At 67.7% G+C, this 24,464-nt stretch carries 28 protein-coding genes; 13 read left to right on the forward strand and 15 right to left on the reverse strand.

The window, feature by feature from the left end; genetic code table 11:
* Positions 1–59 precede the first annotated feature (59 nt).
* Together MSG_RS08935 and MSG_RS08940 are read left to right on the forward strand one after the other, a co-directional pair.
* Positions 60–1,220, forward strand: a complete 1,161-nt coding sequence (locus MSG_RS08935) for an acyl-CoA dehydrogenase family protein (protein WP_096438902.1) — start codon at positions 60–62, stop codon at positions 1,218–1,220.
* A 531-nt stretch (positions 1,221–1,751) separates the two neighbouring features.
* Complete coding sequence (locus MSG_RS08940; RefSeq protein WP_096444259.1) at positions 1,752–3,995, forward strand: LGFP repeat-containing protein; 2,244 nt, start codon at positions 1,752–1,754, stop codon at positions 3,993–3,995.
* Positions 3,996–4,016: 21 nt separating this feature from the next.
* Here the strand turns inward: MSG_RS08940 and lexA are convergent, their stop codons facing one another.
* Positions 4,017–4,712, reverse strand: coding sequence for a transcriptional repressor LexA (lexA, locus tag MSG_RS08945; RefSeq protein ID WP_096438904.1), 696 nt, complete (start codon positions 4,710–4,712; stop codon positions 4,017–4,019).
* A gap of 291 nt (positions 4,713–5,003) precedes the next feature.
* Here lexA and MSG_RS08950 point away from each other — a divergent pair, with 291 nt between their 5' ends.
* The 3 genes from MSG_RS08950 (at position 5,004) to MSG_RS08960 (ending at position 6,639) form a co-directional block, all read left to right on the forward strand.
* Positions 5,004–5,504 carry a LysM peptidoglycan-binding domain-containing protein gene (locus MSG_RS08950; RefSeq protein WP_096438906.1) on the forward strand — a complete coding sequence of 167 codons (501 nt, stop codon included), beginning with the start codon at positions 5,004–5,006 and terminating at the stop codon, positions 5,502–5,504.
* Between the two features lie 157 nt (positions 5,505–5,661).
* Positions 5,662–6,126: a transcriptional regulator NrdR gene (gene nrdR / locus MSG_RS08955; RefSeq protein WP_096438908.1), complete on the forward strand. Its 465-nt coding sequence runs from the start codon at positions 5,662–5,664 to the stop codon at positions 6,124–6,126.
* A 27-nt stretch (positions 6,127–6,153) separates the two neighbouring features.
* Positions 6,154–6,639, forward strand: coding sequence for a peroxynitrite isomerase (locus tag MSG_RS08960; protein ID WP_096438910.1), 486 nt, complete (start codon positions 6,154–6,156; stop codon positions 6,637–6,639).
* A gap of 5 nt (positions 6,640–6,644) precedes the next feature.
* Here MSG_RS08960 and MSG_RS08965 read toward each other — a convergent pair whose 3' ends face one another.
* The 3 genes from MSG_RS08965 to MSG_RS08975 are packed head-to-tail and all read right to left on the reverse strand — an operon-like array spanning position 6,645 to position 9,406.
* On the reverse strand, positions 6,645–7,331 hold the full coding sequence (locus MSG_RS08965; protein WP_096438912.1) for a PhzF family phenazine biosynthesis protein: 687 nt from the start codon (positions 7,329–7,331) through the stop codon (positions 6,645–6,647).
* Positions 7,332–7,364: 33 nt separating this feature from the next.
* Positions 7,365–8,396, reverse strand: a complete 1,032-nt coding sequence (locus MSG_RS08970; protein ID WP_096438914.1) for an alpha/beta fold hydrolase — start codon at positions 8,394–8,396, stop codon at positions 7,365–7,367.
* 35 nt (positions 8,397–8,431) lie between these two features.
* Positions 8,432–9,406 (reverse strand): proteasome assembly chaperone family protein, encoded by a 975-nt coding sequence (locus MSG_RS08975; RefSeq protein WP_096438916.1) that lies wholly within the window; start codon positions 9,404–9,406, stop codon positions 8,432–8,434.
* Between the two features lie 205 nt (positions 9,407–9,611).
* On the opposite strand from MSG_RS08975, the gene MSG_RS08980 reads away from it, so the two are divergent.
* On the forward strand, positions 9,612–10,430 hold the full coding sequence (locus MSG_RS08980; protein ID WP_096438918.1) for a trypsin-like serine peptidase: 819 nt from the start codon (positions 9,612–9,614) through the stop codon (positions 10,428–10,430).
* Positions 10,431–10,442: 12 nt separating this feature from the next.
* Here MSG_RS08980 and sthA read toward each other — a convergent pair whose 3' ends face one another.
* The gene (sthA, locus tag MSG_RS08985; RefSeq protein WP_096444261.1) at positions 10,443–11,849 is read right to left on the reverse strand and encodes a Si-specific NAD(P)(+) transhydrogenase; all 1,407 of its coding nucleotides are present in this window, start codon (positions 11,847–11,849) and stop codon (positions 10,443–10,445) included.
* A 113-nt stretch (positions 11,850–11,962) separates the two neighbouring features.
* On the opposite strand from sthA, the gene MSG_RS08990 reads away from it, so the two are divergent.
* Positions 11,963–13,018, forward strand: a complete 1,056-nt coding sequence (locus tag MSG_RS08990; RefSeq protein WP_096438920.1) for a DUF4192 domain-containing protein — start codon at positions 11,963–11,965, stop codon at positions 13,016–13,018.
* Between the two features lie 5 nt (positions 13,019–13,023).
* Here MSG_RS08990 and MSG_RS08995 read toward each other — a convergent pair whose 3' ends face one another.
* The 3 genes from MSG_RS08995 to MSG_RS09005 all read right to left on the reverse strand — a co-directional run bounded on the left by MSG_RS08995 (position 13,024) and on the right by MSG_RS09005 (position 15,384).
* Entirely contained in the window at positions 13,024–13,719 is a 696-nt protein-coding gene (locus MSG_RS08995) for a metal-dependent transcriptional regulator (protein ID WP_096438922.1), read from the reverse strand.
* Positions 13,720–13,866: 147 nt separating this feature from the next.
* Complete coding sequence (gene sigB, locus MSG_RS09000; RefSeq protein WP_096438924.1) at positions 13,867–14,826, reverse strand: sigma-70 family RNA polymerase sigma factor SigB; 960 nt, start codon at positions 14,824–14,826, stop codon at positions 13,867–13,869.
* A gap of 150 nt (positions 14,827–14,976) precedes the next feature.
* The gene (locus MSG_RS09005; RefSeq protein WP_096438926.1) at positions 14,977–15,384 is read right to left on the reverse strand and encodes a DUF3099 domain-containing protein; all 408 of its coding nucleotides are present in this window, start codon (positions 15,382–15,384) and stop codon (positions 14,977–14,979) included.
* 76 nt (positions 15,385–15,460) lie between these two features.
* Between MSG_RS09005 and MSG_RS09010 the strand changes: the two genes are divergently transcribed.
* Positions 15,461–15,700, forward strand: a complete 240-nt coding sequence (locus MSG_RS09010) for a DUF3039 domain-containing protein (RefSeq protein ID WP_181159141.1) — start codon at positions 15,461–15,463, stop codon at positions 15,698–15,700.
* On the opposite strand, the gene MSG_RS09015 is transcribed toward MSG_RS09010, so the two are convergent.
* A complete protein-coding gene (locus MSG_RS09015; protein ID WP_096438928.1) occupies positions 15,701–16,708 on the reverse strand; it encodes a YihY/virulence factor BrkB family protein in 1,008 nt (335 codons plus the stop codon). It lies immediately after the preceding gene.
* 66 nt (positions 16,709–16,774) lie between these two features.
* Entirely contained in the window at positions 16,775–16,960 is a 186-nt protein-coding gene (locus tag MSG_RS09020; RefSeq protein ID WP_096438930.1) for a DUF7455 domain-containing protein, read from the reverse strand.
* 158 nt (positions 16,961–17,118) lie between these two features.
* Between MSG_RS09020 and MSG_RS09025 the strand changes: the two genes are divergently transcribed.
* On the forward strand, positions 17,119–17,484 hold the full coding sequence (locus MSG_RS09025) for a DUF952 domain-containing protein (protein ID WP_096444267.1): 366 nt from the start codon (positions 17,119–17,121) through the stop codon (positions 17,482–17,484).
* Here the strand turns inward: MSG_RS09025 and MSG_RS09030 are convergent.
* The 3 genes from MSG_RS09030 to ppgK all read right to left on the reverse strand — a co-directional run bounded on the left by MSG_RS09030 (position 17,463) and on the right by ppgK (position 20,504).
* On the reverse strand, positions 17,463–17,840 hold the full coding sequence (locus MSG_RS09030; protein WP_096444265.1) for a RidA family protein: 378 nt from the start codon (positions 17,838–17,840) through the stop codon (positions 17,463–17,465). The two genes, MSG_RS09025 and MSG_RS09030, sit on opposite strands and share 22 nt — an antisense overlap.
* Positions 17,841–18,017: 177 nt before the next feature.
* On the reverse strand, positions 18,018–19,517 hold the full coding sequence (locus tag MSG_RS09035; RefSeq protein WP_096438932.1) for an RNA polymerase sigma factor: 1,500 nt from the start codon (positions 19,515–19,517) through the stop codon (positions 18,018–18,020).
* A gap of 177 nt (positions 19,518–19,694) precedes the next feature.
* On the reverse strand, positions 19,695–20,504 hold the full coding sequence (gene ppgK / locus MSG_RS09040; RefSeq protein WP_096438934.1) for a polyphosphate--glucose phosphotransferase: 810 nt from the start codon (positions 20,502–20,504) through the stop codon (positions 19,695–19,697).
* 113 nt (positions 20,505–20,617) lie between these two features.
* Here ppgK and MSG_RS09045 point away from each other — a divergent pair, with 113 nt between their 5' ends.
* Positions 20,618–21,520: an inositol monophosphatase family protein gene (locus MSG_RS09045; RefSeq protein ID WP_096438936.1), complete on the forward strand. Its 903-nt coding sequence runs from the start codon at positions 20,618–20,620 to the stop codon at positions 21,518–21,520.
* 1 nt (position 21,521) lies between these two features.
* Here MSG_RS09045 and cei read toward each other — a convergent pair whose 3' ends face one another.
* On the reverse strand, positions 21,522–22,175 hold the full coding sequence (gene cei / locus MSG_RS09050; protein WP_096438938.1) for an envelope integrity protein Cei: 654 nt from the start codon (positions 22,173–22,175) through the stop codon (positions 21,522–21,524).
* A gap of 180 nt (positions 22,176–22,355) precedes the next feature.
* Between cei and MSG_RS09055 the strand changes: the two genes are divergently transcribed.
* Positions 22,356–22,658, forward strand: coding sequence for a DUF4193 domain-containing protein (locus MSG_RS09055; RefSeq protein ID WP_007774871.1), 303 nt, complete (start codon positions 22,356–22,358; stop codon positions 22,656–22,658).
* 1 nt (position 22,659) lies between these two features.
* Here MSG_RS09055 and MSG_RS09060 read toward each other — a convergent pair whose 3' ends face one another.
* A complete protein-coding gene (locus tag MSG_RS09060) occupies positions 22,660–23,136 on the reverse strand; it encodes a DUF3093 domain-containing protein (RefSeq protein ID WP_096438940.1) in 477 nt (158 codons plus the stop codon).
* Between the two features lie 37 nt (positions 23,137–23,173).
* On the opposite strand from MSG_RS09060, the gene dut reads away from it, so the two are divergent.
* Together dut and MSG_RS09070 are read left to right on the forward strand one after the other, a co-directional pair.
* Positions 23,174–23,638 carry a dUTP diphosphatase gene (dut, locus tag MSG_RS09065; protein WP_373421129.1) on the forward strand — a complete coding sequence of 155 codons (465 nt, stop codon included), beginning with the start codon at positions 23,174–23,176 and terminating at the stop codon, positions 23,636–23,638.
* A gap of 74 nt (positions 23,639–23,712) precedes the next feature.
* Positions 23,713–24,453 carry a DUF3710 domain-containing protein gene (locus tag MSG_RS09070; protein WP_096438944.1) on the forward strand — a complete coding sequence of 247 codons (741 nt, stop codon included), beginning with the start codon at positions 23,713–23,715 and terminating at the stop codon, positions 24,451–24,453.
* Positions 24,454–24,464: the final 11 nt, after the last annotated feature.

The raw sequence follows: 24,464 nt of genomic DNA on the forward strand, positions 1-24,464 counted from the left end.
CCAACCGTCTGGTTGGTATATCTTGGGCGACAGCATCCCGAGCCGCCGGAGGTCATTCCATGAGCAGTGCCGTCAAGTTCCAGCGCACTCTTTTCGAACCAGAGCACGAGCTGTTTCGGGAGTCCTACCGGGCGTTCCTGGATCGCCACGTCGCGCCTCACCAAGAGGAATGGGACAAGGCGAAGATCGTCGACCGCGGCGTGTGGCTGGAGGCCGGCAAACAAGGCTTCCTGGGCATGGCGGTGCCCGAGGAATACGGCGGCGGCGGCAATCCGGACTTCCGGTACAACACGATCGTCAGCGAGGAAACTGCGCGGGGTCGCTACAACGGCATCGGATTCGGGCTGCACAACGACATCGTGGCGCCCTACCTGCTGTCACTGGCGACCGAGGAGCAGAAGCAGCGCTGGCTGCCGAAATTCTGCAGCGGGGAACTGATCACCGCCATCGCGATGACCGAGCCGGGCACGGGCAGCGACCTGCAGGGCATCAAGACCCGGGCGGTCAAGCAGGGTGACCATTACGTGCTCAACGGGGCAAAGACGTTCATCACCAACGGGATCAACTCCGATCTGGTGATCGTGGTCGCCCAGACCGATCCGGACAAAGGCGCTCAAGGGTTTTCGCTACTCGTCGTCGAACGAGGCATGCCGGGATTCGAGCGCGGCCGTCATCTCGAAAAGATCGGGCTCGACGCGCAGGACACCGCTGAATTGTCCTTCACCGACGTCCACGTGCCGGCCGAGAACCTGCTCGGCGAGGAGGGACAGGGATTCATCTACCTGATGCGCAATCTGCCCCAGGAACGCATCAACATCGCCATCATGGCCGCCGCGTCCATGGAGAGCGTACTGGAGCTGACGCTGCAGTACACCAAGGAGCGCAAGGCCTTTGGCAAGCCGATCGGCAGTTTCCAGAACAGCCGTTTCCTCCTGGCCGAGTTGGCGACCGAGGCCACCGTGGTGCGCATCATGGTCGACAATTTCATCGGCCTGCACCTCGAGGGCAAACTTTCGGCCGAGCAGGCTGCCATGGCCAAGTGGTATTCCACCGAAAAGCAGGTCCACCTGATCGACCGTTGCCTGCAGCTGCATGGCGGCTACGGCTACATGCGTGAATACCCCGTTGCGCGTGCATATCTGGACGCCCGCGTGCAGACGATCTACGGCGGCACCACCGAAATCATGAAAGAGATCATCGGCCGCAGCCTCGGCGTCTAGCCAATTTCGCTGCCGCGCAACGACCGCGGGGTCGGGGCCGACTACCGGTCGGCAGTCCCGCGGGATGCCCCGATCGAAGTGTCGATTCCCCGGATCGGCTGGGCCGTCGGGTAGATTCCCGAACAATGATGGCCTCGCGCACCGACCTCACACGTGCTTCGCGCACGCGGATTGCGCGATCTGACGTCACGACGCCGCGGTTTTCGGCGTCGACGAGGTCGGTGACAGCGGTCGGACTATGGCCGGCCGCGCGGTAATCCGGGCCGGAAGCGCCCGGTCGCGAGATGGGCGTGGTTTTGCATCAATTCGACATCAGCGGGGTATCCGTTTTCGTAACATTTGCTATTTGACTTCGTATTCTTTGCTGGCTATAGGAAAGTTATGTGAGCCCGCGACTACACGAAGTCGAGTGAAGTTGATAATCCGGGGTGGGGTGCGAAACCGCTCGCAGGGTCTGCAGGCGATGAGCATGGCCAACGAAACAGGCATATCCGTCGGCTGGGAGGCTGGGTGAACGGGCAGATAGGCCAACTGTGCAAGCTCTTTGGGCGTGCGCTGGTCAGCGTGACGGCGGCTGCCGTGGCTGCCGCATTGCTGGCACCTGCTGCTGTGGCGTCTCCGATCGGCGACGCGGAGGCGGCCATGATGGCCGAGTGGACCAAGGCCGGTGGCGACACCTCACCGCTGGGTCCCCGCAAGGGCGACGTGTACCCCGCCGGGGACGGCTTCGAGCTGAACTTCGACGGCGGCAAGATGTTCTACACCACGGCCACCGGGGCAAGATACATTTACGGGCCGATTCTGGACAAATACGAGATGCTGGGCGGCCCCGTGGGCAGCGATCTGGGCTTCCCGACCATCAACGAAGTCCCCGGGCTGGCCGGGCCCGACAGCCGGGTGGCGACCTTTTCGGCCAGTGACAAGCCGGTGATCTTCTGGACGCCCGACCACGGTGCGTTCGTGGTGCGCGGCGCCCTGAACGCGGCTTGGGACAAACTCGGCAGCTCGGGCGGCGTGCTCGGTGTCCCGGTCGGCGACGAGACCTACGACGGCGAGATCTCCTCGCAGAAGTTCACCGGCGGTCAGATCTCCTGGAACCGCAAATCCAAGGAATTCACCACCGAACCGTCGGCGCTGGCCGATCAGCTCAAGGGCCTGCAGGTCGCGATCGATCCGGCCGCGGCCATCAACATGGCGTGGCGCGCGGCCGGCGGCACCGGCGGCCCGCTGGGCGCCAAGCAGGGCGGTCAGTACCCGATCGGCGGCGACGGGATTGCCCAGAACTTCGCCGGCGGCAAGGTGTTCTTCACCCCGGCCACCGGGGCGAACGCCGTCGAGACGAACATCCTGGCCAAGTACGAGTCGTTGGGCGGCCCCGTCGGCAGCGACCTGGGGTTCCCCACCGCCAACGAGGCCGACGGCGGCCTCGGGCCGTCCAGCCGGATTGCCACGTTCTCCGCGGCCGACAAGCCGGTGATCTTCTGGACCTCCGACCACGGCGCGTTCGTCGTGCGCGGCGCGCTGAAAACCGCGTGGGACAAGCTGCGCGGCGCCGGCGGCACACTCGGCGCCCCGGTGAGCGATCAGTCCGTGGACGGCGACGTGGTCTCGCAGAAGTTCACCGGCGGCAAGATCTCGTGGAACCGGGCGAAGAACACGTTCTCCACGGACCCGGCGAACCTGGCGCCGTTGTTGTCCGGCCTGCAGGTGACGGGCCAGAATCAGCCGAGTGGGACCGCGCCGCTGCCGTCCCACGCCAAGGACTGGCTGACCTGGCGCTGGTGGTACCTGCTGGCCATCGTTCCGCTGCTGGTCTTGATCGCCTTGTCGGTGTTCCTGGCGGTGCGCGCCAGGCGCCGCCGTTCCCGCCGGCAGCCCGAGCCCTACCTGCTCGAGAGCGAGCTGGACGCGTCCGGCTACGACGAGACGGGCGAACCTCGCTGGGGCCCCGACTACACCGAAGGCGCGACCGAGGACTACCGATTCGGTGAGTCGCCGGAGGACGCGCGTGTGGCCGGCGCGCCGCACGGCCACTGGCCACACGCGGCCTATGAGGCCGGCGACGACAAAGAGGTTTGGGGCGCTGGGGAATACGTCGACGAGGAACGTGCCGAGCAGCACGATCCCGACGCGGTCGACACCGATTCCATCCCCGTCGTCTCGGCGGCGGAGCTCGCGGCCGCCGGCTACGCCGATGCCGGCCCGGACGACGCTTATCCGGACGACGCTTATCCGGACGACGCTTATCCGGACGACGCTTATCCGGACGACTCCTACGCGGAGGGCGGCTACCCCGACGACGCCTCCGAGGCCGTGTACGCCGGGGCCTTCGGTCCCGACGACGGCTACGAGGAGTTCGCGGGACCCGGCGCGGAGCCGGCCCAGGCCGTCACCGCCGACACTGACGCCGACTTCCCTGACCTGGCCGTGCCGCATACTCCGCCGGATGTCGCGGCCGCGGGTGCCGCCGCCGGCGTGGCCGCCGCGCCTGCCGCACCGAGATCCGGGCGGCACGCGGCCGCGGACGTCGATGAGGACGATCTGGATTTCGTTCCGACCGGCGGCTTTGTGGCGCTAACGCCGGCCGGGCGCCCGACGATCCACCTGCCCATGGACGATCCGTATCAGATGCCCGACGGCTATCCCATCAAGGCCAGCCCCCGCTTCGGGCTGTACTACACCCCCGACAGCGAGTTGTACCACGACACGCTGGCCGAGATCTGGCTGTCCAGCGAGGAAGCCGCCGTCGCGAACGGCTTCGTCAGGGCCGACTGACGGCCACCGAGCGTCGGGCGGCTACACCTTGCGAATCACGGTGACGACCTTGCCCAGCACGGTCGCGTCATTTCCGGGAATGGGGTCGAACGCCGGGTTGTGCGGCATCAGCCACACCTGACCTCCGGCGCGTTTGAAGGTTTTGACGGTCGCCTCACCGTCGAGCATGGCCGCGACGATGTCGCCGTTGTCGGCGACATTCTGCTGCCGCACGACCACCCAGTCGCCGTCGCAGATCGCGGCCTCGACCATCGAGTCGCCGACCACCTTAAGCAGGAACAGCGTGCCCTCGCCGACCAATTCACGCGGCAGCGGGAAGACGTCCTCGACGGCCTCTTCGGCGAGGATCGGTCCGCCGGCCGCGATGCGCCCGAGCACGGGAACGAAGGTGGGTTCGGGTAGGGCGTCGGACCCCGCGACCTCGGTCACGGGTGCCGCCCCGGTGTCGTCGGCGCCGCGAACATCGACGGCGCGGGGACGGTTCGGGTCGCGGCGCAGATAGCCCTTGCGTTCCAGGGTGCGCAGCTGGTGTGCCACCGAGGAAGTGGACGTCAGGCCGACGGCATCGCCGATCTCCCGGATGCTGGGCGGGTAGCCGCGGGTTGTCACCGACTCGCGGATGACGTTGAGGATGGTGCGTTGCCGCTCGGTAAGCGATGGATCCACGGAGTGCAGCCGGCCGTCGGGGCCGGCCGAGGTGTCGTTGCTGTCGCTCATGGCACTGAATGTAGCGGGGCAGCACCGTAGAATCAAACATGTGTTCGACTAGCGTGTCGTCGCAGCACAGCGGGGCCTAAAGACCCTATGACGGGCGAATCACACGTGTGTAACTTTTTTTCGGATCGGGTATCCGCGCCGCATGACGGCCCTGACATTCCCGCCAGTTTTGTCGGTGGTGCGGTCTAGCGTTTGGCGTGTGCGACACGCTTCGCTCAAATGTTCGGATATCGAACACACGAGCGATACAGTCGAACACACGAGCGAGTACTACCGACCGGAGGAACGCACATGACACTCATCCACACCGTCTCGTCGCGTACCAGCGATGTCCGGCGTCCGAGCAACACCCTCGCTCAAGGGACCCGTTACGACCGCGAGCGCGTCGTGCGGGCCCGCCGGCCGGTTGCGGCGCGCCCGGCTGACCTGCGGATGCGCTACCACGGCACCGGCGTCGCCAGGTCGACGGCACCGCACCGTCGCGGTCGTCCGGCCTCGCTGATGACCACGCTCGGGCTGGCCTTGCTGGCCGGAGTCATCACCGTCTGGCTGGGCCTGATCGCCAACCTTGGCGAGATGGCCAACGGCGTCTCCGGGAACTCTGCCACCGCCGCCGTGCCGGACAGGCTCGCTGTCGTGCGGGTCGAGCCGGGCGAGTCCTTGCAGGACGTGGCGCACCGGGTGGCGCCTGACGCACCGGCTCGCCAGGTCGCCCAGCGCATCCGCGAACTCAACGACTTGAACTCGCCGGCGTTGTCGGCGGGCCAGACGCTGATCGCCCCGGTCGGCTGACGAAGCCGCGACGGCGCGCGAAAACCGCTCTACGCCAAGGCGCTTCGGGCCCCGGGGCGGCCGGTGCAGCCACGTCGTGGCCGTGTTGGCCTGCCGGGGGACCGCACAGGTACGCTCGTGGTGTTCCGCGAGGTGTCAGCACGGCAAAGGAGCAGTCATGCACTGTCCGTTCTGCCGTCATCCCGATTCCCGGGTGATCGACTCGCGCGAAACCGATGAAGGCCAAGCGATTCGGCGCCGCCGGTCCTGCCCCGAGTGTAGGCGACGCTTCACCACGGTCGAGACCGCCGTCCTGGCCGTCGTCAAACGCAGCGGTGTCACCGAGCCGTTCAGCCGCGAGAAGGTGATGAAGGGCGTCCGCCGCGCCTGCCAGGGCCGTCAGGTCGACGAGGACGCGCTGAGCCTGCTGGCCCAGCAGGTGGAAGACACCGTGCGTGCGGCCGGGTCGCCGGAAGTCCCCAGCCACGAGGTGGGCCTGGCGATCCTGGGCCCGTTGCGTGACCTCGACGAGGTCGCTTATCTGCGTTTTGCGTCGGTATACCGATCCTTCACCTCGGCCGAGGATTTCGAGCGCGAGATCGAGGCGCTACGCAAGCACCGCGAGGTACCGGCCCCGGGCTGACCCGGTGCGCGGGGCTAGGCTGTATTCATGCCCGCGGCGCTGCATCCCGATCTCGAGGCGCTGGCGCCGCTGCTGGGCACGTGGGCGGGTCGGGGCACCGGAAAGTACCCGACGATCGAGACCTTCGACTACGACGAGGAAGTCGTCTTCTCCCATGTCGGCAAGCCGTTTTTGGTCTACTCGCAAAAAACCAGGGCGGCTTCGGACGGCCGACCGCTACATGCCGAGACGGGGTATCTGCGGGTGCCGCGACCGGGGAACGCCGAGCTCGTTCTCGCGCACCCGAACGGCATCTCCGAAATCGACGTGGGCACCTACTCGGTGACCGGCGATGTCATCGAAATCGAGTTGGCCACAACGGTCATCGGGTTGGCGCCGACGGCCAAAGAGGTGACCGCGTTGACCCGTTCGCTTCGCGTCGTCGGCGACGAGCTGTCCTACCTGCTGCAGATGGGCGCGGTCGGGCAACCCCTGCAGGAGCATCTCGCCGCGGTATTGCGCCGCAAGCCCTGACGCGATCAATTCAGCCGTCGCGCACCGTCGTTGACGACGCGGCCGGCCACGCGTAACCAGCCGTCGGGGCTGTAGGTGGTCTCGAGTATCGACCCCTTGCCCTGCGTGATCCTCAGGTCGCGGCCGAGGTGATCGGTGATCCGTAACGCCGCCGAGCCCGTCGCCTCGTCCTCCGGCACGCCCAGGCTTGCGGCGAACATCCGCGAACGCAGCCACCCGGCCGATTCGTCGACCCAGGCCCACAGGTAATGGGCGGTATCGTCCGCGAACTCGGCCGGATCGGCCGCCAAAAGCCGCTCGGCGGAATCGAATTCGTGGAGGGTGAAGTCGGGGGCCCATTGCGCGTCGGCGCTGACGCCCACCAGATCACCGGCGTAGTGCACCTGGACGATCCCGGCCCTTACCCGAAGCGTGTCGATCGGCGCACCGATGTCGCGCAGCCACCACGATGCGCCGACGGCCGGGTGCCCGGCGAAGGGAAGCTCGGTACTCGGCGTGTGAATGGCGGCGACCGCGGTGGTCGAGCCGGCATCGGGGAGCTCAACGAATATCGTTTCGCTGTAACCCAACTCGGTCGCCAGGCGTTGTCGCCCGGCGGGCTCGACCTGCGCGGCATCGACGACCCCGAGCGGGTTGCCGTGCCTTCCGTCGGCATCGGTGAACACGCGCAAGACCGTCACATCGATAGCCATGCCCCGACTGTACGGCGCGGGTCAACCGAAATATCAGGTGGCGCTGCGCTCGTCGGATCCCATCGCGTTGAGCACCGCGACGCGGGTGTCCGCCGAGCCGGTGATCGTCTTTTCGCCGCTGCCGCTACGCAGCAAACGGCGCAAGGCGGCCTGATCGTATTCGGCGGGCGCGGTGGTCTCGATGAAGCGCTGGACCACGTCGATGAAGCGGGCCGGGTCCTCGTGGAAGGGGAAGTGGCCCGCGCCCTCGAAGATTTCCAGGCGGGAGCCGGGCATCGCGGCGTGGGCCATCCAGGCGTGTCGGACCGGGACGACGACATCCTTTGTGCCCCAAACGATTTGGGTGGGAATGGCCTCGGCCAGATAACATCGGTCCAGGAAGGTGACGATCTGCCCGCGCCAGTCCACCACGGCCCGCAGTGTCCGGCTGAACGCCGACGAGGCCGTCGGCTCCGGCAGGTCGTCCAGGATGCGCAGCACGTGGGGCAGGTCGCGGCCCAGGCCTGTCGAGCCGATCGCCAGGCCCGCCAGCTTCCCCGCCAGCTGCACCGTCGGCAGCACCAGCGGCAGCCGCAGCAGCGCCAGGGCCTCGGAGCCGATCGGCAGCGAGGCCAGCCGGAAGGCGACGTTGACGTCCTTGGTGACCCCGCCCGCGGCGACCAGGATCAACCGCTCGACCAAATGCGGGAACTGGTAGGCGAATTGCATCGCCACCCCGCCGCCGAGCGAATGACCGATGATGGTCACCCGCTCGATATCGAGCACGGACAGCAGATCGCGCATGCCGTTGGCGTAGCCCGCGACCGAGTAATCGGCGCGCGGCTTGTCGGACCGCCCGTGCCCCAACAGATCGGGGGCGATGACCGTGAACCGCTGGGCGAGCTTGGCCTGCACGGTATTCCACGTCGTGGAGTTGTCGCCCATGCCGTGGATCAGCAGCAGTGCCGGCCCGGAACCGGCGATCCGGTACGCCCGCTTGTAGCCGTGGATGGTGCGGAACTCGAGTCGGGGCGCGGTGACTTCGCGCACCGGGCGAAGATTGCTCTTACGCTGCCGCTCGGTCATGTCGCAAACTCCGTCATCGGGCCGGCTCGCAACGCTCAGGCTGGGTCGTCGTCGTCGCGCTTCTTCTCCGCTTGCTGGGCGAGGAATCGCTCGAACTCTGCGCCAAGTTCGTCGCCGCTAGGCAGGTCCTCGTCGCGTGCCAGTAACGACCTGTTCTCCTGAGCGTCGATGAAGGCATCGTACTGGCGCTCGAGGGCGGCCACCACTTGGGCGACCTCGGCGCTGGCCTCCACCTGCTCGTCGATCTTGGTCCGGATCTCGGAGGCCGCCTCGGTCAGAGCGGCCAGCGGCAGCTCCAGCGACCCGGTCTTGGCGACCTGCTCGAGCAGCGCCTGCGCGGCGGCGGGATAGTCGGTTTGGGTCAGGTAATGCGGCACGTGGACGGTGAACCCGACGACCTCGTGACCGTGCTGGGCCATGCGGTACTCCAGCAGGTTCGACGCGCTGCCGGGGACCTGGATCTCGGAGATCCACGGCTGGAAATCGGCGATCAGTTCCTTGTTGTTGGAGTGTGCGGTCAGCGTGGTCGGCCGGGTGTGCGGAACGGCCATCGGCACGGTGCCCAGGCCGATGGTCTGGCGCACGCCCAGCCGCTCGGCCAACAGGCGCACCGCGGTGATGAATCGCTCCCACTTCAGGTCGGGTTCCAGGCCGGCCAGCAACAGAAACGGGGTGCCGGCGCTGTCGCGCAGCGCGTACAGGCTGAGTTCCGGGTCGTCGTAGTGGGTGAAGTGGTCGGTCTTGAAGGTCATCAGCGGCCGCCGCGAGCGGTAGTCCAGCAATTCGTCGATGGCGAAAGACGCGACCAGTTCGGTGTCCAGCGCCGCCTTGAGGTGGCTGGCGGCCAGCCGTATCGCGTGGCCGGCGTCGGAGAACCCCTGCAGGGCGTGCACCAACACGGGGCCGCGGCCGTCCGACGTCACCAGATGCGGTGCCGGGAACTCGAGTTCGTACATACCGGCCTGCCCTGGCTGGTAGTACCCATCGTCAGGGTCCTGGTGGTGTGCCATCGCGTCGCCTCCTCCCGGGGTCTCTAGCGTGCCCTAAGCAGTGTCTCCCAAATCAGCGGGCACCAGTAATGGAAACGCACCGGGATCCCCCGTTAATTCTTGGGGGCCGCATTTCAGCTACCGGCGTACGCCCAGCAAATCCGGTGCCCAAGCCGACGCGTTGAATTCAGCTTGCCGGCGGGTGGTCGGGCATGATGGGAGCACAATGCGGATCCCGATGGTGGTGCTCTGTCCGGTGGTGGGCTTGCTGACGTTGCTGGCGTCGTGCAGCCGACCGCCGATTCATGCCCACCCGACGACGGCGCCGCAACAGCGTGGCGGCGGGGAGGTTCAGCACCTCGGCCAGTGGGCGCCCGGCGATGTCGCCGGTCCGGTGGACCCGGACCGGCGGGTGGGAGCGATCTACCTGGACGGGGGCACGCAGCATGTCTGCACGGGCTCGGTACTGCATTCGCCGGGCGGCAATCTGGTGCTGACCGCCGCGCATTGCCTGGCCGGCGCCGCCCAGATCACCTTCGTGCCCGGCCTGGCCGGTGACGCCCCGCCCACCGACCTGTGGACGGCCGACGCCGTCTACCTGGATCCCCGCTGGGTGGCCGGCAAGGACCCGCATGCCGACTACGCGATCGCGCGGGTCAACAGCGACCGGGGCGGATCGGTGGAGTCGCGGGCCGGACTGGCGCTGACCCTGGGCCCGGAGCCCGCGCCGGGCAGTCGCGTGACGGTGGTCGGTTACCCGACCGGGGTGGGCGGCTCGCCGATCGGCTGCCAGGGCAGGACAGCGATCACCGACGGCGGGTTTCCGTCCCTGGTCTGCCAGGGGCTGGTCGGCGGGACCAGCGGCGCCCCCTGGGTCAGCGGCACCACGGTGATCGGGGTGGTCGGGGGTTTCCAGCGGGGCGGGTGCGCCGAAAACGTCTCGTACTCGGCGCCATTCGACGAACACATCACCGAACTGCTGGACCGCGCGGTGGCCGGTGGCCCCGGCGACGCCGTACCGACCGACCTCGACGACCCCTGCTAGCGCGCTCGCCGCTCAGCGGCGGAACTGCTGCAGCGCCCGCACCTTGTTCATCACGTCGAGCGCGGCCACCTTGTAGGCCTCGGAGAATGTCGGGTAGTTGAACACCGCGTCCACCAGGTACTCGACGGTGCCGCCGCACCCCATCACGGCCTGCCCGATGTGCACCATCTCGGTGGCGCTGGTGCCGAAGATGTGGACGCCGAGCAGCTTGAGGTCCTCGGTGGACACCAGCAGCTTGAGCATGCCGTAGGAGTCGCCCGCGATCTGGCCGCGGGCCAGCTCCCGGTAGCGTGCGACGCCCACCTCGTAGGGCACCGCGTCCTTGGTCAGCTCGACCTCGGTGGCGCCCACGTAGGAGATTTCGGGGATCGAGTAGATGCCGATCGGCTGCACGTCGGTGATGCCCTCCACGGGCTCACCGAACGCGTGGTAAGCGGCCAGCCGCCCCTGTTCCATCGACGTCGCGGCCAGGGCGGGGAAGCCGATGACGTCGCCGACGGCGTAGATGTGTTCGACCTTGGTCCGGAACTTATCGTCGACCCAGATCCGCCCGCGGCCCTCGGTCTCCAGCCCCGCGTTGGGCAGGTCGAGGTGGTCGGTCTGCCCCTGGCGTCCGGCCGAGTACATCACCGTTTCGGCCGGGATCTGCTTGCCGCTGGCCAGCGTGGTGATGGTGCCGGCCGCGCCGACGTCGACGGCCGTCACCTCCTCGCCGAACCGGAAGGTCACCGCCAGGTCGCGCAGGTGGAACTTCAGCGCCTCGACGACTTCGGGGTCGCAGAAGTCCAGCATGTCGCCGCGCTTCTCCACCACGGTCACCTTGGTGCCCAGCGCGGCGAACATCGACGCGTACTCGATGCCGATCACCCCGGCGCCCACCACGACCATCGAGGCCGGCAGCGATTTGAGGTCGAGGATCCCGTCGGAGTCGAGCACCCGGTCCTCGTCGAACTCGACGCCGGATGGCCGGGCCGGCCGGGTGCCGGTGGCGATGACGATGTATTTGCCGCTGATGGTGAGTTTTTCGCGGCGTTTGGGGTCTTCCACCTCGATGGTGTGCGGGTCGACGAACCGGCCGTGCCCGATCAGCAGGTCGACGCGGTTGCGCATCAGCTGGTTTCGCACCACGTCGATTTCCTTGCCGATCACGTGCTGGGTGCGGGCCAGCAGATCGGCCGGGGTGATCTTCTCCTTCACCCGGTAACTGGCGCCGTACAGCTCGCGCTGGCTCATCCCGGTGAGGTAAAGAACCGCCTCGCGCAACGTCTTTGACGGGATCGTGCCGGTGTTGACGCAGACGCCGCCGAGCATCTGGCCGCGTTCGACGATCGCCACGGACTTGCCTAGTTTCGCCGACGCGATGGCGGCCTTCTGGCCACCCGGTCCCGAACCGATGACGACCATGTCGTATTCCTGCATCGAACCCATGGTGTAGACGATAAAGCCCACAGCCGAGACTTTCTCCACAGACGGCTGGCTCGACGGCGACGCGCGAGCGCAGCCTGACGGTCGCGGCCGTCAGCGTTGGGCTCATGACGACGCATTCGCCTGATTTCGAACTGGACCGCCCGGCGGCGCTGATCGCCGCGCTACCGGCTGTTCTCGGCTTCGTTCCGGAAAATTCATTGGTCCTGGTGGCGTTGGGGGACGGCGAACTGGGCGCGGTGCTGCGGGTCGACCTCACCGACGACCTCGCCGACCGCATCGAGCACCTCGTGGAGGTCACCGCCGCCGCGGTGCCCGAGGCCGTCATCGCCGTGATCGTCGATGCCGACGGCGCGGGCTGTCCGCACTGCAACTCCGACTATCGGCAGCTTTGCGGGTTGCTCGGAGATGCCTTGTCGCAGCACGATATTGAGTTATGGGCGGCGCACGTGGTCGATCGGGTCGCGGTCGGCGGACGTTGGTATTGCGTGGACGGCTGCGGGGCGGGCGGCGCAATCGACGACCCCTCGGCGTCGCCCATGGCCGCCGCGGCCGTGCTGGAGGGGCGGCGACTCTACCCGCGCCGGGCTGATCTGCAGGCCGTCATCGCCGCCGACCCGTCGCGCGCAGCCGCCCTCGGCCGTGCGCTCAGTCGGCAGGCGGCCAAGCGGGCCGCGGCGCATGACACCGATTCCGCGGCGCGTGCGCGCCGCGACGTGGAGCACGCGCTGGCCGCCGCGGCCGGCGCCGCCGCCGGTAGGGCGTTGCCCGACGCCGAGCTGGCCGAGCTGGGCTGCGCGCTCACCGATGTGCAGGTGCGCGACATGTTGTATGCCCTCGCCGTCACCGAAGCCGCCGGGCAGGCCGAGGCGTTGTGGGCGCTGCTGGCGCGGGCTTTGCCCGCGCCCTGGCGGGTCGACGCGCTGGTGTTGCTGGCGTTCAGCGCTTATGTCCGCGGCGACGGACCGCTCGCGGGGGTTTCGCTGGAGGCGGCGTTGCGTTGCGAGCCGGACCATCGGATGGCGGGCATGCTGGACAGGGCGTTGCAGTCGGGGCTGCGGCCCGAGCAGATTCGCGAACTCGCGATGACCGGATACCGCATCGCCGAGCGACTGGGGGTGCGGCTACCGCTACGGCGGGTGTTCCGGCGCGCGGCGGGATAGGGCCGTCAGACCTTCTCGACCTTGACCGCGTGCGCCATTTCGTGGGGCAGGGTGACGTTCTCGTGGCCCGGGATCAGGATGGTCACGCCGTTGCCGGCGGGGGTGTTTTCGGCGGTCACCCGGGCATTGGGGACGACGCCGGCGTCCTTGAGCCGGGCGATCAGGTCGATGTCGCCCTGCACGTGCTCGGTGAGCTGGCGGACGACCACCGCGACCGGTGAACCCGCGGGCAGCTCGGTCAGGCGGACCAGATTGGCCTCGTCGGCGTCGGAGTCCGGGCCGACGCCCAGGTCCAGCAGGCCCGGAATCGGGTTGCCGAACGGGGAGGTGGTGGGGTGGTTGAGCACCTTGACCAGTCGCCGTTCGACGTCCTCGCTCATCACGTGTTCCCACCGACAGGCCTCGGCGTGCACCTCTTCCCACGGCACCCCGATGACGTCGACGAGCAGCCGCTCGGCGAGGCGATGCTTGCGCATCACGGCGATCGCCAGCGCGCGGCCCTTCTCGGTGAGCTCGAGGTGGCGGTCGCCGGCCACGTGGAGCAGCCCGTCGCGCTCCATCCGGGATACGGTCTGGCTGACGGTGGGCCCGCTCTGTTCGAGCCGTTCGGCGATGCGGGCCCGCAGCGGCGTGACGCCCTCTTCTTCCAGGTCGTAGATGGTCCGTAGGTACATTTCGGTGGTATCAACCAGGTCGTTCATCCAGCACCCTCCATTGCCGCTGAGTCTACTTGGCCGCATGCCGAAATGCCCTGAAGGCTGCCTAACCTAAGCAGTATGCCCGCCGCGGACGCGGCGGGCATACTGCTACCCAACTTCACCGGCGGCCCTGCGGGCGCCCGGGGGATCTCAGCTGGCGTACGACCGCAACCGATCGGCGCGTTCGCCGTTGCGCAGCTTGCACATCACGTCGCGCTCGATCTGACGGACCCGCTCGCGGGACAGACCGAACAGCTTGCCGATCTGGTCCAGGGTGCGGGGCTGGCCGTCGTCCAGGCCGAACCGCAACCGGATCACCTGGTGCTCACGCTCGTCGAGCGTGGCCAGCACGCTGCGGATGTCGGTGTGCAGCAACTCGGCGATCACCGCGTTCTCGGCGGACATCGCCTCGGCGTCCTCGATGAAGTCGCCCAGCGGGGCCTCTTCCTCGGAGCCGACTGGCATGTCCAGGCTTACCGGGTCGCGGCTGTGCTCGAGCAGGTCGTTGATTTTCTCGACCGGGATGCCGGATTCGGCGGCCAGCTCCTCGTCGGTGGCCTCGCGTCCCAGGTTCTGGTGCATCTCGCGCTTGATCCGCGCCAGCTTGTTGACCTGCTCGACGAGATGAACCGGCAGTCTGATGGTGCGGCTCTGGTCGGCCATGCCGCGGGTGATGGCCTGACGGATCCACCAGGTGGCGTAGGTCGAGAACTTGAATCCCTTTGTGTAGTCGAACTTCTCCATCGCGCGGATCAGGCCCAGGTTGCCCTCCTGGATGAGGTCCAGCAGCGGCATCCCGCGACCGGTGTAACGCTTGGCCAGCGAAACCACCAGCCTCAGGTTGGCTTCCAGGAGGTGACTGCGCGCCGCTTCACCGTCGCGCACGACGGCCGCCAACTCGCGTTTGCGGTTTTCCCCGAGCCGCTTCCGGGTCGCCAGCAGGTGATCGGCGTAGAGGCCCGCCTCGATGCGCTTGGCGAGTTCCACCTCGCCGGCGGCGTTGAGCAGCGCGGTCTTACCGATTCCGTTCAGGTAGACGCGTACCAAGTCTGCCGCGGGGCTTTGGGCGTCCAGATCGCCGTCAAATCTGCTTGTGGTGGCGTTCGCCATAGCGACCTCCCGATTGGCTTTGTAGCTGTCATGGTGTTCAACGACGAATCAGCCCAGAGAGTTCCCACGCGATTCCCATCTCACACGCCTTGACGTGCACAAATGCGCCGAGGACCTGAGAATGTCCTGAGAAGTGCAGCGAAGCGACGGCTAGTCGGAACCGACGCCGTGCCCGGGCCCGGGCGGAGGCTGCTGCGCCCACGGAGGTTGCGGCGCCTCGATTGCGCGCCGTTCGGCCCTGGGAAACAGCGGAGTGCGCCGACGGTCGTCGTCGAACCGCCGCGGCTCGTCGACGCGGCGGGGCGGCCGGTCGTTGGCGATCAGCACGGCCATCCAGGGCAGCGGCAGCGACAGGGCGATGATCGCCAGCGAGATCAGGCCGTTGTGCCACGCGCCGTAGGCGACGGCGGCAAGGATCAGCGCCGGCACGCGGAAGGACATCAGCGTCAGGTACTTACGCACCCGCGCGCGATGCTGTTCTTCATACGAGGGCTCGGCGGCCGTGATGAGGACTGGCCGGCCGTTGTCGTCGAACCCCAGATCGGAGTTCCGTTTCATCCCTCCACTGTCCCATACGTGATCGATTCCGGCTCAACCGGTTTTGTGGCGCCGCCTCCAGTGCACAATATGGGGTATGCAGACCCAGACGATCGAACGCACCGAGACCGACGAACGCGTCGACGACGGGACCGGCAGCGACACCCCGAAGTACTTCCACTACGTCAAGAAGGACAAGATCGCCGAAAGCGCGGTGCTGGGCAACCACGTGGTCGCGTTGTGCGGTGAGGTGTTTCCCGTGACGAAGGCCGCGAAGCCGGGCTCGCCGGTGTGCCCGGACTGTAAGCAGATCTACGAGCGGCTCAAGAAGGGCTGATCAGGCCGGCGGCTCGGCGGTCGCTGCCTCGCGTTGCTGCGTCACGGGATTCGTCGTGACCGGGTTCGAGAGGGTCTCCATCGTCTTTTGTAGCGCCGGGGAACGCGACATCAACCAGTTGCGCAACCGGTGGGCGTGGGTTCGGGGCGCGGGGAATTCCTCCTGGATCGCGGCGTTGAGCTCGGCACCCAGCATGATCGCGAAACCGCCGAAGAAGGCGAACAACAAGAAGGCGATCGGCGTGGACAGTGCGCCGTAGGTGTAGCCGGTGCTGGTGATCCAGCCCAGGTAGATCCGCAGGCCCAGCGTGGCGATGATGAACACCGCCGTAGCCAGCGCGGCGCCGAAGACGAGCCGGTGCGTGGGCAGCGGCTCGGGCAGTGAAACCCGGTACAACAGCATGACCCCGAACATCAAGCCGAGGACCAGCGCCGGGTAGTAGCCGTAGCGCAGCACGTTCGCCAAGCCGACGGGGATGTGTTCGGACACCTCACGCGGCCCGATCACGGCGATCGGCGCGGTCACCACGACCACGACCAGCATCATGACGTACAGGAACAGCGCGAAGAAGCGCTGGCGGACGGGGTGGCGCAGCGGCGTCTGATCGTGGGCCTCGACGACGGAATCGACGAACGCCGACATCGCCGACGAACCCGCCCACAGCGACAGCAGAAAACCGAGCGAGATCACGTCGCCGCGCGCGTGCGCGGTGATGGCACGGATGGTCGGTTCGATGATCTCGTTGACGACGCTGGGCGAGAAGAAGCTGTGCGCCGCCGAGATGGCGCTGTGCACGACGCTCGGGAGCGCGTCGGCCCCGAAGAGCGGTGCCACGTAGGCCAGCGTGCCCAGCATTCCCAGCAGCAGCGGCGGCGTCGACAACGCCGACCAGAAACCGGCTTGCGCCGATTCCGAGAAGATCGAGTCGTCCCAGCTTTTCGAAAGGGTTCTCAGCGAAATGCGCCAGATGTGATGGCGTGACGGCTTTGCGGCAACCTGGTCACTCATAGGGGTCCAGCATTACCGAAGACTACTCGCACGCCTCACATTGTGGCGCGGGCGAGTTGGGCACACCTAGCTTCCGCTGACCTCCAGCACGGCGGCCAATGCGGTCAGTTTCGCTTCGTGCTCGTTGGCATGATGCTGGCAAAAGAGAAGTTCAGCTCCCGAGGGCAGCTTGGCTCGGACGCGTGCTGCGGCGCCGCAGCGATCGCAACGGTCGGCTCTAGTCAACTCGGGACTGGTCAAAGTTGCGGTCATTGGCTTCTCCCGTTCTCGTTCATTCACTGTCTCAGACGTATGGGGTTTTCGCGTTGTTCCCCGATCGTTATCGGGTGTGTCGTTTCTCACGAGTTTTTCGCAACGCGCCGACGAGGCGTTTAGGGTTGCCGACCGTGGCTTCCGTCCCCGGCATTCTGATGCACATGTGTGGAATAGACGACTGGTCGCGCGCTCAAACCAGGGGTCTCATCACACCCGATGCGCCCGGTCCGGGCGGCGACGCCGGGTTCATCCACCTGTCGACACCCGAGCAGGTGCATTTGCCGGCGAACCGGTTGTTTGCGGGTCGCGACGACCTCGTCCTGCTGCACATCGACCCGGCCCGGCTGGACGCGCCGGTGCGTTGGGAACCGGGAGTGCCGACGGATCCGGAGTCGATGTTGTTCCCGCATCTGTACGGTCCGCTGCCGGTGCGTGCGGTGCTGCGGGTCACCGCCTACCGGCCCGGTGCGGATGGCACCTTCGCTCCCGCCGTGGGGCCTCAGTCCGATGGGGCGACATAGGCGTCGACTTCGATTTCCACCGCCAGCTCGGGTGCGATCAGCGCCGAGACCTCGACCATGGTGGCCACTGGGCGGATGTCACCGAAGACCTGCGCGTGCACGGCCGCGACGTCGCGCCAGCGCGAGATATCCGTCACGTAGATGCGGGTGCGGACCACGTCGGTCAAGGCCGCGCCCGCCTGGCGCAGCGCAATCTCGATGCGGCGCAACGCATCTTGCGTCTGTGCGGCGATGTCCGCTCCGGTGCCGGTGGTGCCGGCCACCGCGACGTGCTGGCCGATCCGTACGGCACGCGAGTAGCCGACCGTCGACTCGAATTCGGACCCGGAGGAGACGAGCCGGCGCCTGGCTGTCATGCGATCACTGTGGTCCGCGCGGGCCGACGCGCTCACGCGATCGCGAGAACGTTTGCCCGACAATCGATTCAGTTGCGCCGGAGGCGGGAGAAGGACGGGGCATCGGTGGGGGAGCCGACGACCGGCGCGTTGGGCATCGAATTGCGCACGGCCGAATGACGGGTGAACACCCAGGAACTAGTCCAGGTAGTCGCGCAACACTTGAGAACGGCTGGGATGGCGCAGCTTTGACATCGTCTTGGATTCGATCTGGCGGATGCGCTCACGAGTCACGCCGTACACCTGACCGATCTCGTCCAGCGTGCGCGGCTGGCCGTCGGTGAGGCCGAAGCGCAGCCGTACTACGCCTGCTTCGCGCTCCGAGAGCGTCTCGAGCACCGACTGCAGCTGATCCTGCAGCAGGGTGAAGGACACCGCGTCGACGGCCACCACCGCTTCGCTGTCCTCGATGAAGTCGCCGAGCTGGCTGTCGCCCTCGTCGCCGATGGTCTGGTCCAGCGAGATGGGCTCGCGGGCGTACTGCTGGATCTCCAGCACCTTCTCCGGGGTGATGTCCATTTCCTTGGCCAGCTCTTCGGGGGTCGGCTCGCGGCCCAGATCCTGCAGCAGCTCGCGCTGAATGCGGCCCAGCTTGTTGATCACCTCGACCATGTGCACGGGGATGCGGATGGTGCGGGCCTGGTCGGCCATGGCCCGGGTGATCGCCTGGCGGATCCACCAGGTGGCGTAGGTGGAGAACTTGTAGCCCTTGGTGTAGTCGAACTTCTCGACCGCGCGGATCAGGCCTAGGTTGCCTTCCTGGATCAGGTCCAGGAAGGCCATGCCGCGGCCGGTGTAGCGCTTGGCCAGCGAGACCACCAGTCGCAGGTTGGCTTCCAGCAGATGGTTTTTCGCGCGGTCGCCGTCCCGGCAGATCCACATCATGTCGCGGCGCTGGGCGGCGGGCAGCTTGTCGCCGCGCTCGACCAGCTCGGTCATCAGCTGGGTTGCATACAGGCCGGCCTCGATCCGTTTGGCCAGCTCGACCTCTTCCTCGGCGTTGAGCAGTGCCACCTTGCCGATCTGCTTGAGGTACGCGCGCACCGAGTCCGCGGACGCGGTGAGCTCGGCGTCCTTACGGGCCTGCCGCAACGCCTCGGATTCGTCTTCGTCCCAGACGAAATCCCCGGAGGCCTTGTCCTTTTCGGACGGCTCGGCGATCTCCTCGTCCTCCTCGGCGGGTGCCTTGGCGACCTTGGCGGCCGGGGCGGCTTCGGCCTCGTCGCTGTCGTCGTCGGTGCTCTCGGGGTCGGCGTCCTCGCCCTCGGCCTCGTCCTCGAGGTCGTCGAGGACGAGGCCGGCATCGATGTCCAGGTCTTCGCCGGGCTCGACTTCCAGATCGGGTTCGCCGTCGAGATCCTCGGCGGCGCCGTCGACGTCGAGGGGTTCGGCGTCGGGATCGCCCTTGGCGGCTTTCGTGCCCCGGGCGGTGGGCGCTTTGGCGTCGGCGCTCTTGGCCGCGGCCAGGGTCTTCCTCTCGGTGCCGTCCGCTTCGGCGGCCCGCGGCGCGGCCTTGGCGGCACGCTTCGCGGGGGCGGCGCCGTTGGCGGCCTTTGCCGCCGGCCGCTTGGCGGGGGACTTCGTGGCGGTGCGCTTCACCGGCTCATCGGTCGCCGGACTGGTCTTGGTCGCTGCCACTTACACCCCTTCGGTCGGACTCACTTTCGGTGGGTTTGGGCATGGATAACCGAAAGTGTCTGCTATGTCGAATGTCGGCGTGGATATCAGCGTGAACCTTCGCACACTGGCAGTCGGGCCGTCGCCGTGAACCATTGTAACGACAGTGCGCGCTAGTACCCGCCTAGCGGGGAAAATTCAGTGCGTCACGTCGGTGGTGGACGCCATCGCCGCGCCGACGATTCCGGCGGTGTTGAGCAGGTCCGCGGCGACCACCGGGGTGCGGTTTTTCAGCAGCGGCACCCATTGGTCGGCCTTGCGGCTGATGCCGCCGCCGGCGATGAACAGGTCGGGCCACAGCGCGTTCTCGATGGCGACCAGCACCCTGGTCACCTCCTTTGCCCACCGCTCGAAGCTCCACTTCTTCTTGTCCTTGACCGACGAGGCCGCGCGTTTCTCGGCCTCCTTGCCGCCCACCTCGAGATGTCCGAACTCCGTGTTGGGTATCAGTTTGCCGTTGTGGATCACCGCCGACCCGATTCCGGTTCCGAAGGTCAGCAGCACGACCAGCCCCGAGTTGCCTTTGCCCGCGCCGTAGCGCTCTTCGGCGAGACCGGCCGCGTCGGCATCGTTGAGGACCGTCACCGGCTGGCCGTCGAGTTCGGCGGCGATGATGTCGCGCGCGTTGGTCCCGATCCACGCCTTGTCCACGTTGGCCGCCGTCTGGACGATGCCGTGGGTGACTACGCCGGGGTAGGTGACGCCGAGCGGACCGGTCCAGCCGAATTCGTTGACGACCGCCGCGATGGTCTTGGCCACGGCCGGCGGGGTGGCGGGCTGCGGGGTCAGCAGCTTGTAGCGATCCCCGATCAGCGCCCCGGTGTCCAAGTCGACAATGCCGCCCTTGATTCCGCTGCCGCCGACATCGATGCCGAAGCCGCGACGTTGTCCCGCGCCAGAGGCGTTGTCCAGGCCGGGTGTATCCGTGCTCGAGTCGGTGCTGGTCATGGGTCTCCTCGGCGGGATTTGGCTGCCCCTCACCTTAGCTGGCGGCCCGGCGGTCAGCGGGCGGGCGATCGGTCCGGTCCCCGCGACCGCCGCCTGTGTGATGCGATAGACCGGTGACGCAACCCGACGACCGGCCGGCGGGGCTGCGCTCGGTGGCCGAGACGCTGGCCGCGGAGGCGGCCGAGTTCGTGCGGCGCCGCCGCGCCGAGGTGTTCGGCATCTCGAGCGTTCGAGCCGGCGGCCACCAGGCGCGAGACGGCGACGTGGTGCGGTCCAAGAGCACACCGACCGATCCGGTCACCGTCGTCGACACCGAGACCGAACGCTTGCTGCGTGACCGATTGGCCGAATTACGGCCTGGGGAACCGATTCTCGGGGAAGAGGGCGGCGGGCCGGCCGATCCGTCCGCCACGTCCGCCGACGCGGTCACCTGGGTGCTCGACCCTGTCGACGGCACCGTGAATTTCGTCTACGGCATCCCGGCCTACGCGGTATCGATTGGGGCGCAACGCAATGGCGAGTCGGTGGCCGGTGCCGTCGCCGACGTCGTCGGCGGCCGCGTGTATTCGGCCGCGCTCGGGCTCGGCGCCCACGTCACCGACGCCCACGGTCGTCACGCGCTGCGCTGCTCCGACGTTGAGGATTTGTCAATGGCATTGTTGGGCACCGGATTTGGATATTCGACCGGGCGCCGTGCCAGGCAGGCGGAGCTGCTGGCCCGGCTACTGCCGGCAGTGCGGGACGTGCGCCGCATCGGTTCGGCGGCGCTTGACCTGTGCATGGTCGCGGCCGGCCGGCTGGATGCCTACTACGAGCACGGGCTGCAGCTGTGGGATCGCGCGGCGGGCGGCCTGATCGCGGCCGAGGCCGGGGCTCGCGTCGTGGTGCCCGCCCCTGACGAATCGGGCTCGGGGAGATCAGCGGCCGGGTTGGTGGTGGCCGCCGCGCCGGGGGTCGCCGACCAATTGCTGGCAGCCCTGGCCGAATTCGACGGCCTGGACCCGATCCTGGACTGAGTCAGCAGCTGCTGGAGTGAATCTTTTGCAGCAGCGCGGTATCTGACGGTTCGGTGGCGCCCGGCTTCAACGTGGCGAGCACGGCGTCGACGTCGTCGCTGTGAGCCAGCGACGTGAATTCCGTGCCCAGCGCGAGGTCGACGGAGTCGTCGGCGCGGTTGTCGTTGAACAGCTCGGTGCACGGCGCCACCAGCCACACGGCGGCCGCGGTGGCCTGCCCGGCCGTTCCGAAGCGGATCTGGCCCTGGCAGGTCAGCCGGGTGCCGGCGTAGACGGGGTCGTTGGTCGCCGTGGGTTGGGCAAAGCCCAGATCCTTCAGCGCTCCGGCCACGTCGCCGGCTTGCCCGCCCCGGCCGCTGGCGTTGAGGACGCGCACCTTCGTGTCGGCGAGTTTGGCCGGCGAGACGTCGGCCATCGCCGAGCGCGACACCTGCTCGCCGAGCTGGGCCGGCGACGCCGAACCCGCCTGCTGCGGTGGCGGATTGCACGCCTCGACTTCGTGGATCTTCGCCGGCCGCGTCAGTGCGACGATCCAGATCACGCCCGTCACCACCACCAGGAAGACCAGCACGAAGATGGCGGGCCGGGGGTTGCGTCGCCGGAACGGGCGACCGTGCTTGTCGAAGGCGGTACCCTCGGTGATTTGCGCGACCACACGTGCACTCTAGCTGCACGCAAACCCGCTGCTTGAGGCCGAACGCCGGGGTCAAATCGGACGTGTGACGCAAATCACAACCATCCGACCGGCGATCCGGGCACGAATCATTTGGTGGATGCGTTCGACGCTGGTACAAAGCGTTGCTTGAGGTAACGCAGGCATGTGAGGGGATTTGGAATGCCTACCGACTACGACGCCCCACGGCGCACCGAGACGGACGACGTCTCGGAAGACTCGCTGGAGGAGCTCAAAGCACGACGGAACGAAGCGGCGTCGGCCGTCGTCGACGTCGACGAATCCGAGACCGCGGAGAATTTTGAACTGCCTGGTGCTGACCTGTCCGGGGAGGAACTGTCGGTTCGCGTTATTCCGAAGCAGGCCGACGAGTTCACCTGCTCGAGCTGCTTTTTGGTGCAACACCGCAGCCGTCTCGCCAGCGAGAAGAACGGCGTGATGATCTGTACGGACTGCGCGGCGTAAGTCAGCTGCGCAATGCCGACAGCACCCGTTCGGGGTGGCGGCAACTCACCAGCCAGTACGGGGTCGGGTCGTCGGGGTCGTCGAGGACCACGAGGATCATCGGTCCGACCCACGCGCGATGCAGCACAAAGGCCGCCGGGTCGAGTTGCCGGCCCAATGCCGCCGACTTCGCCGAACGCGCGATTTCGGCGGACCGGGCGATCGCGGTGACCGGCAGGTGCGCGGCCCCGGCCCACAACTCGACGCCGCCCTCGCCAGCCGTCACCCGGATCTCCACGCGGCCGAGCCACAACAGCGCCCCGGCCGCCACGACGCACAACGTCGCATACGGCACCCACTCGGGCAGCGTCTTGACACCCAGGTTGACCTCGAAAGAGACCAGCACCGCCAGCGCGAAGGCCGGCGGCCACCACCACCAGGGCACCCAGAGCCGCTCGCGGTATCGCACGCTGTGCGGCGCGACGCGCGTATCTGACACGCGGTCAAGGGTAGTCTGTGGCCCCGTGTCGACCAGTCTGGCCAGTGAACTCAAAGTTGTCCGCCTCGATCCCGGACTGCCCCTGCCCAGCCGCGCTCATGACGGTGACGCCGGAGTGGACCTGTACAGCGCCGAAGACGTCCGGCTGGACCCGGGCCAGCGGGCCCTGGTGCGCACCGGTGTCGCTGTCGCCATCCCGTACGGGATGGTCGGATTGGTGCACCCCCGTTCGGGATTGGCGTCGCGCGTCGGACTTTCGATCGTCAATAGCCCGGGCACAATCGATGCGGGCTACCGCGGCGAGATCAAGGTGGCCCTGATCAACCTCGATCCCGCTGAGCCGATTCAGCTGCATCGCGGTGACCGCATCGCCCAGCTGCTGGTGCAGCGGGTCGAGTTGGTCGAGTTGGTCGAGGTCTCGTCGTTCGACGAGACCGGGCTGGCCAAGACGTCCCGTGGTGAAGGCGGCCACGGTTCCTCCGGCGGGCATGCGAGTTTGTGAGCGCTGATGACGATTCGACTGAGGAGGCGCGATGAGGTGGGAACCCCACCCGGTTGCGGGGGAGAATGACGCAGATGGCTGCTATCGGTAAGCGTTCAGGCAACAACGACGACACGCAAGAACCGGTCGAGGCGGCCGACCCGGTCGACGAGGAATTCGACGAGGAACTCGAGGGGCCGTTCGACATCGAGGATTTCGACGATCCCGCGGTCGCGGAGCTGGCCCGGCTCGACCTGGGCTCGGTGCTCATCCCCATGCCGGAGGTGGGTCAGCTGCAGGTCGAGCTGACCGAGACCGGCGTGCCCAGCGCGGTGTGGGTCGTCACCCCCAACGGCCGTTTCACGATCGCCGCCTACGCCGCGCCCAAGACCGGCGGCCTGTGGCGGGAGGTGGCGGCCGAGCTGGCCGAGTCGCTGCGCAACGACTCGGCGCAAGTCAGCATCAAGGACGGCCCGTGGGGTCGCGAGGTGGTCGGCACCGCGTCGGGCGTGGTCCGCTTCATCGGGGTCGACGGCTACCGCTGGATGATCCGCTGCGTCATCAACGGTCCGCAGGAGACGATGGAGGCGCTGGAGGCCGAAGCGCGAACGGCGTTGACCGACACCGTGGTTCGCCGGGGTGACACGCCGCTGCCGGTGCGCACGCCGTTGCCGGTGCAGCTGCCTGAGCCGATGGCCGAGCAGTTGCGGGCGGCCGCTGCGGCCCAACAGGCCCAGGAGCCGGGACAGGCCGAACCGCCGCCCGCCGAGCCGGCCGCCCGACGCAGCGCCGACGGTTCGGCCATGCAGCAGCTGCGCACCACAACCGGCGGCTGACGGGGTCGTCG

The organism is Mycobacterium shigaense (genome assembly GCF_002356315.1).
GTDB classification, from domain to species: Bacteria; Actinomycetota; Actinomycetes; order Mycobacteriales; family Mycobacteriaceae; genus Mycobacterium; species Mycobacterium shigaense.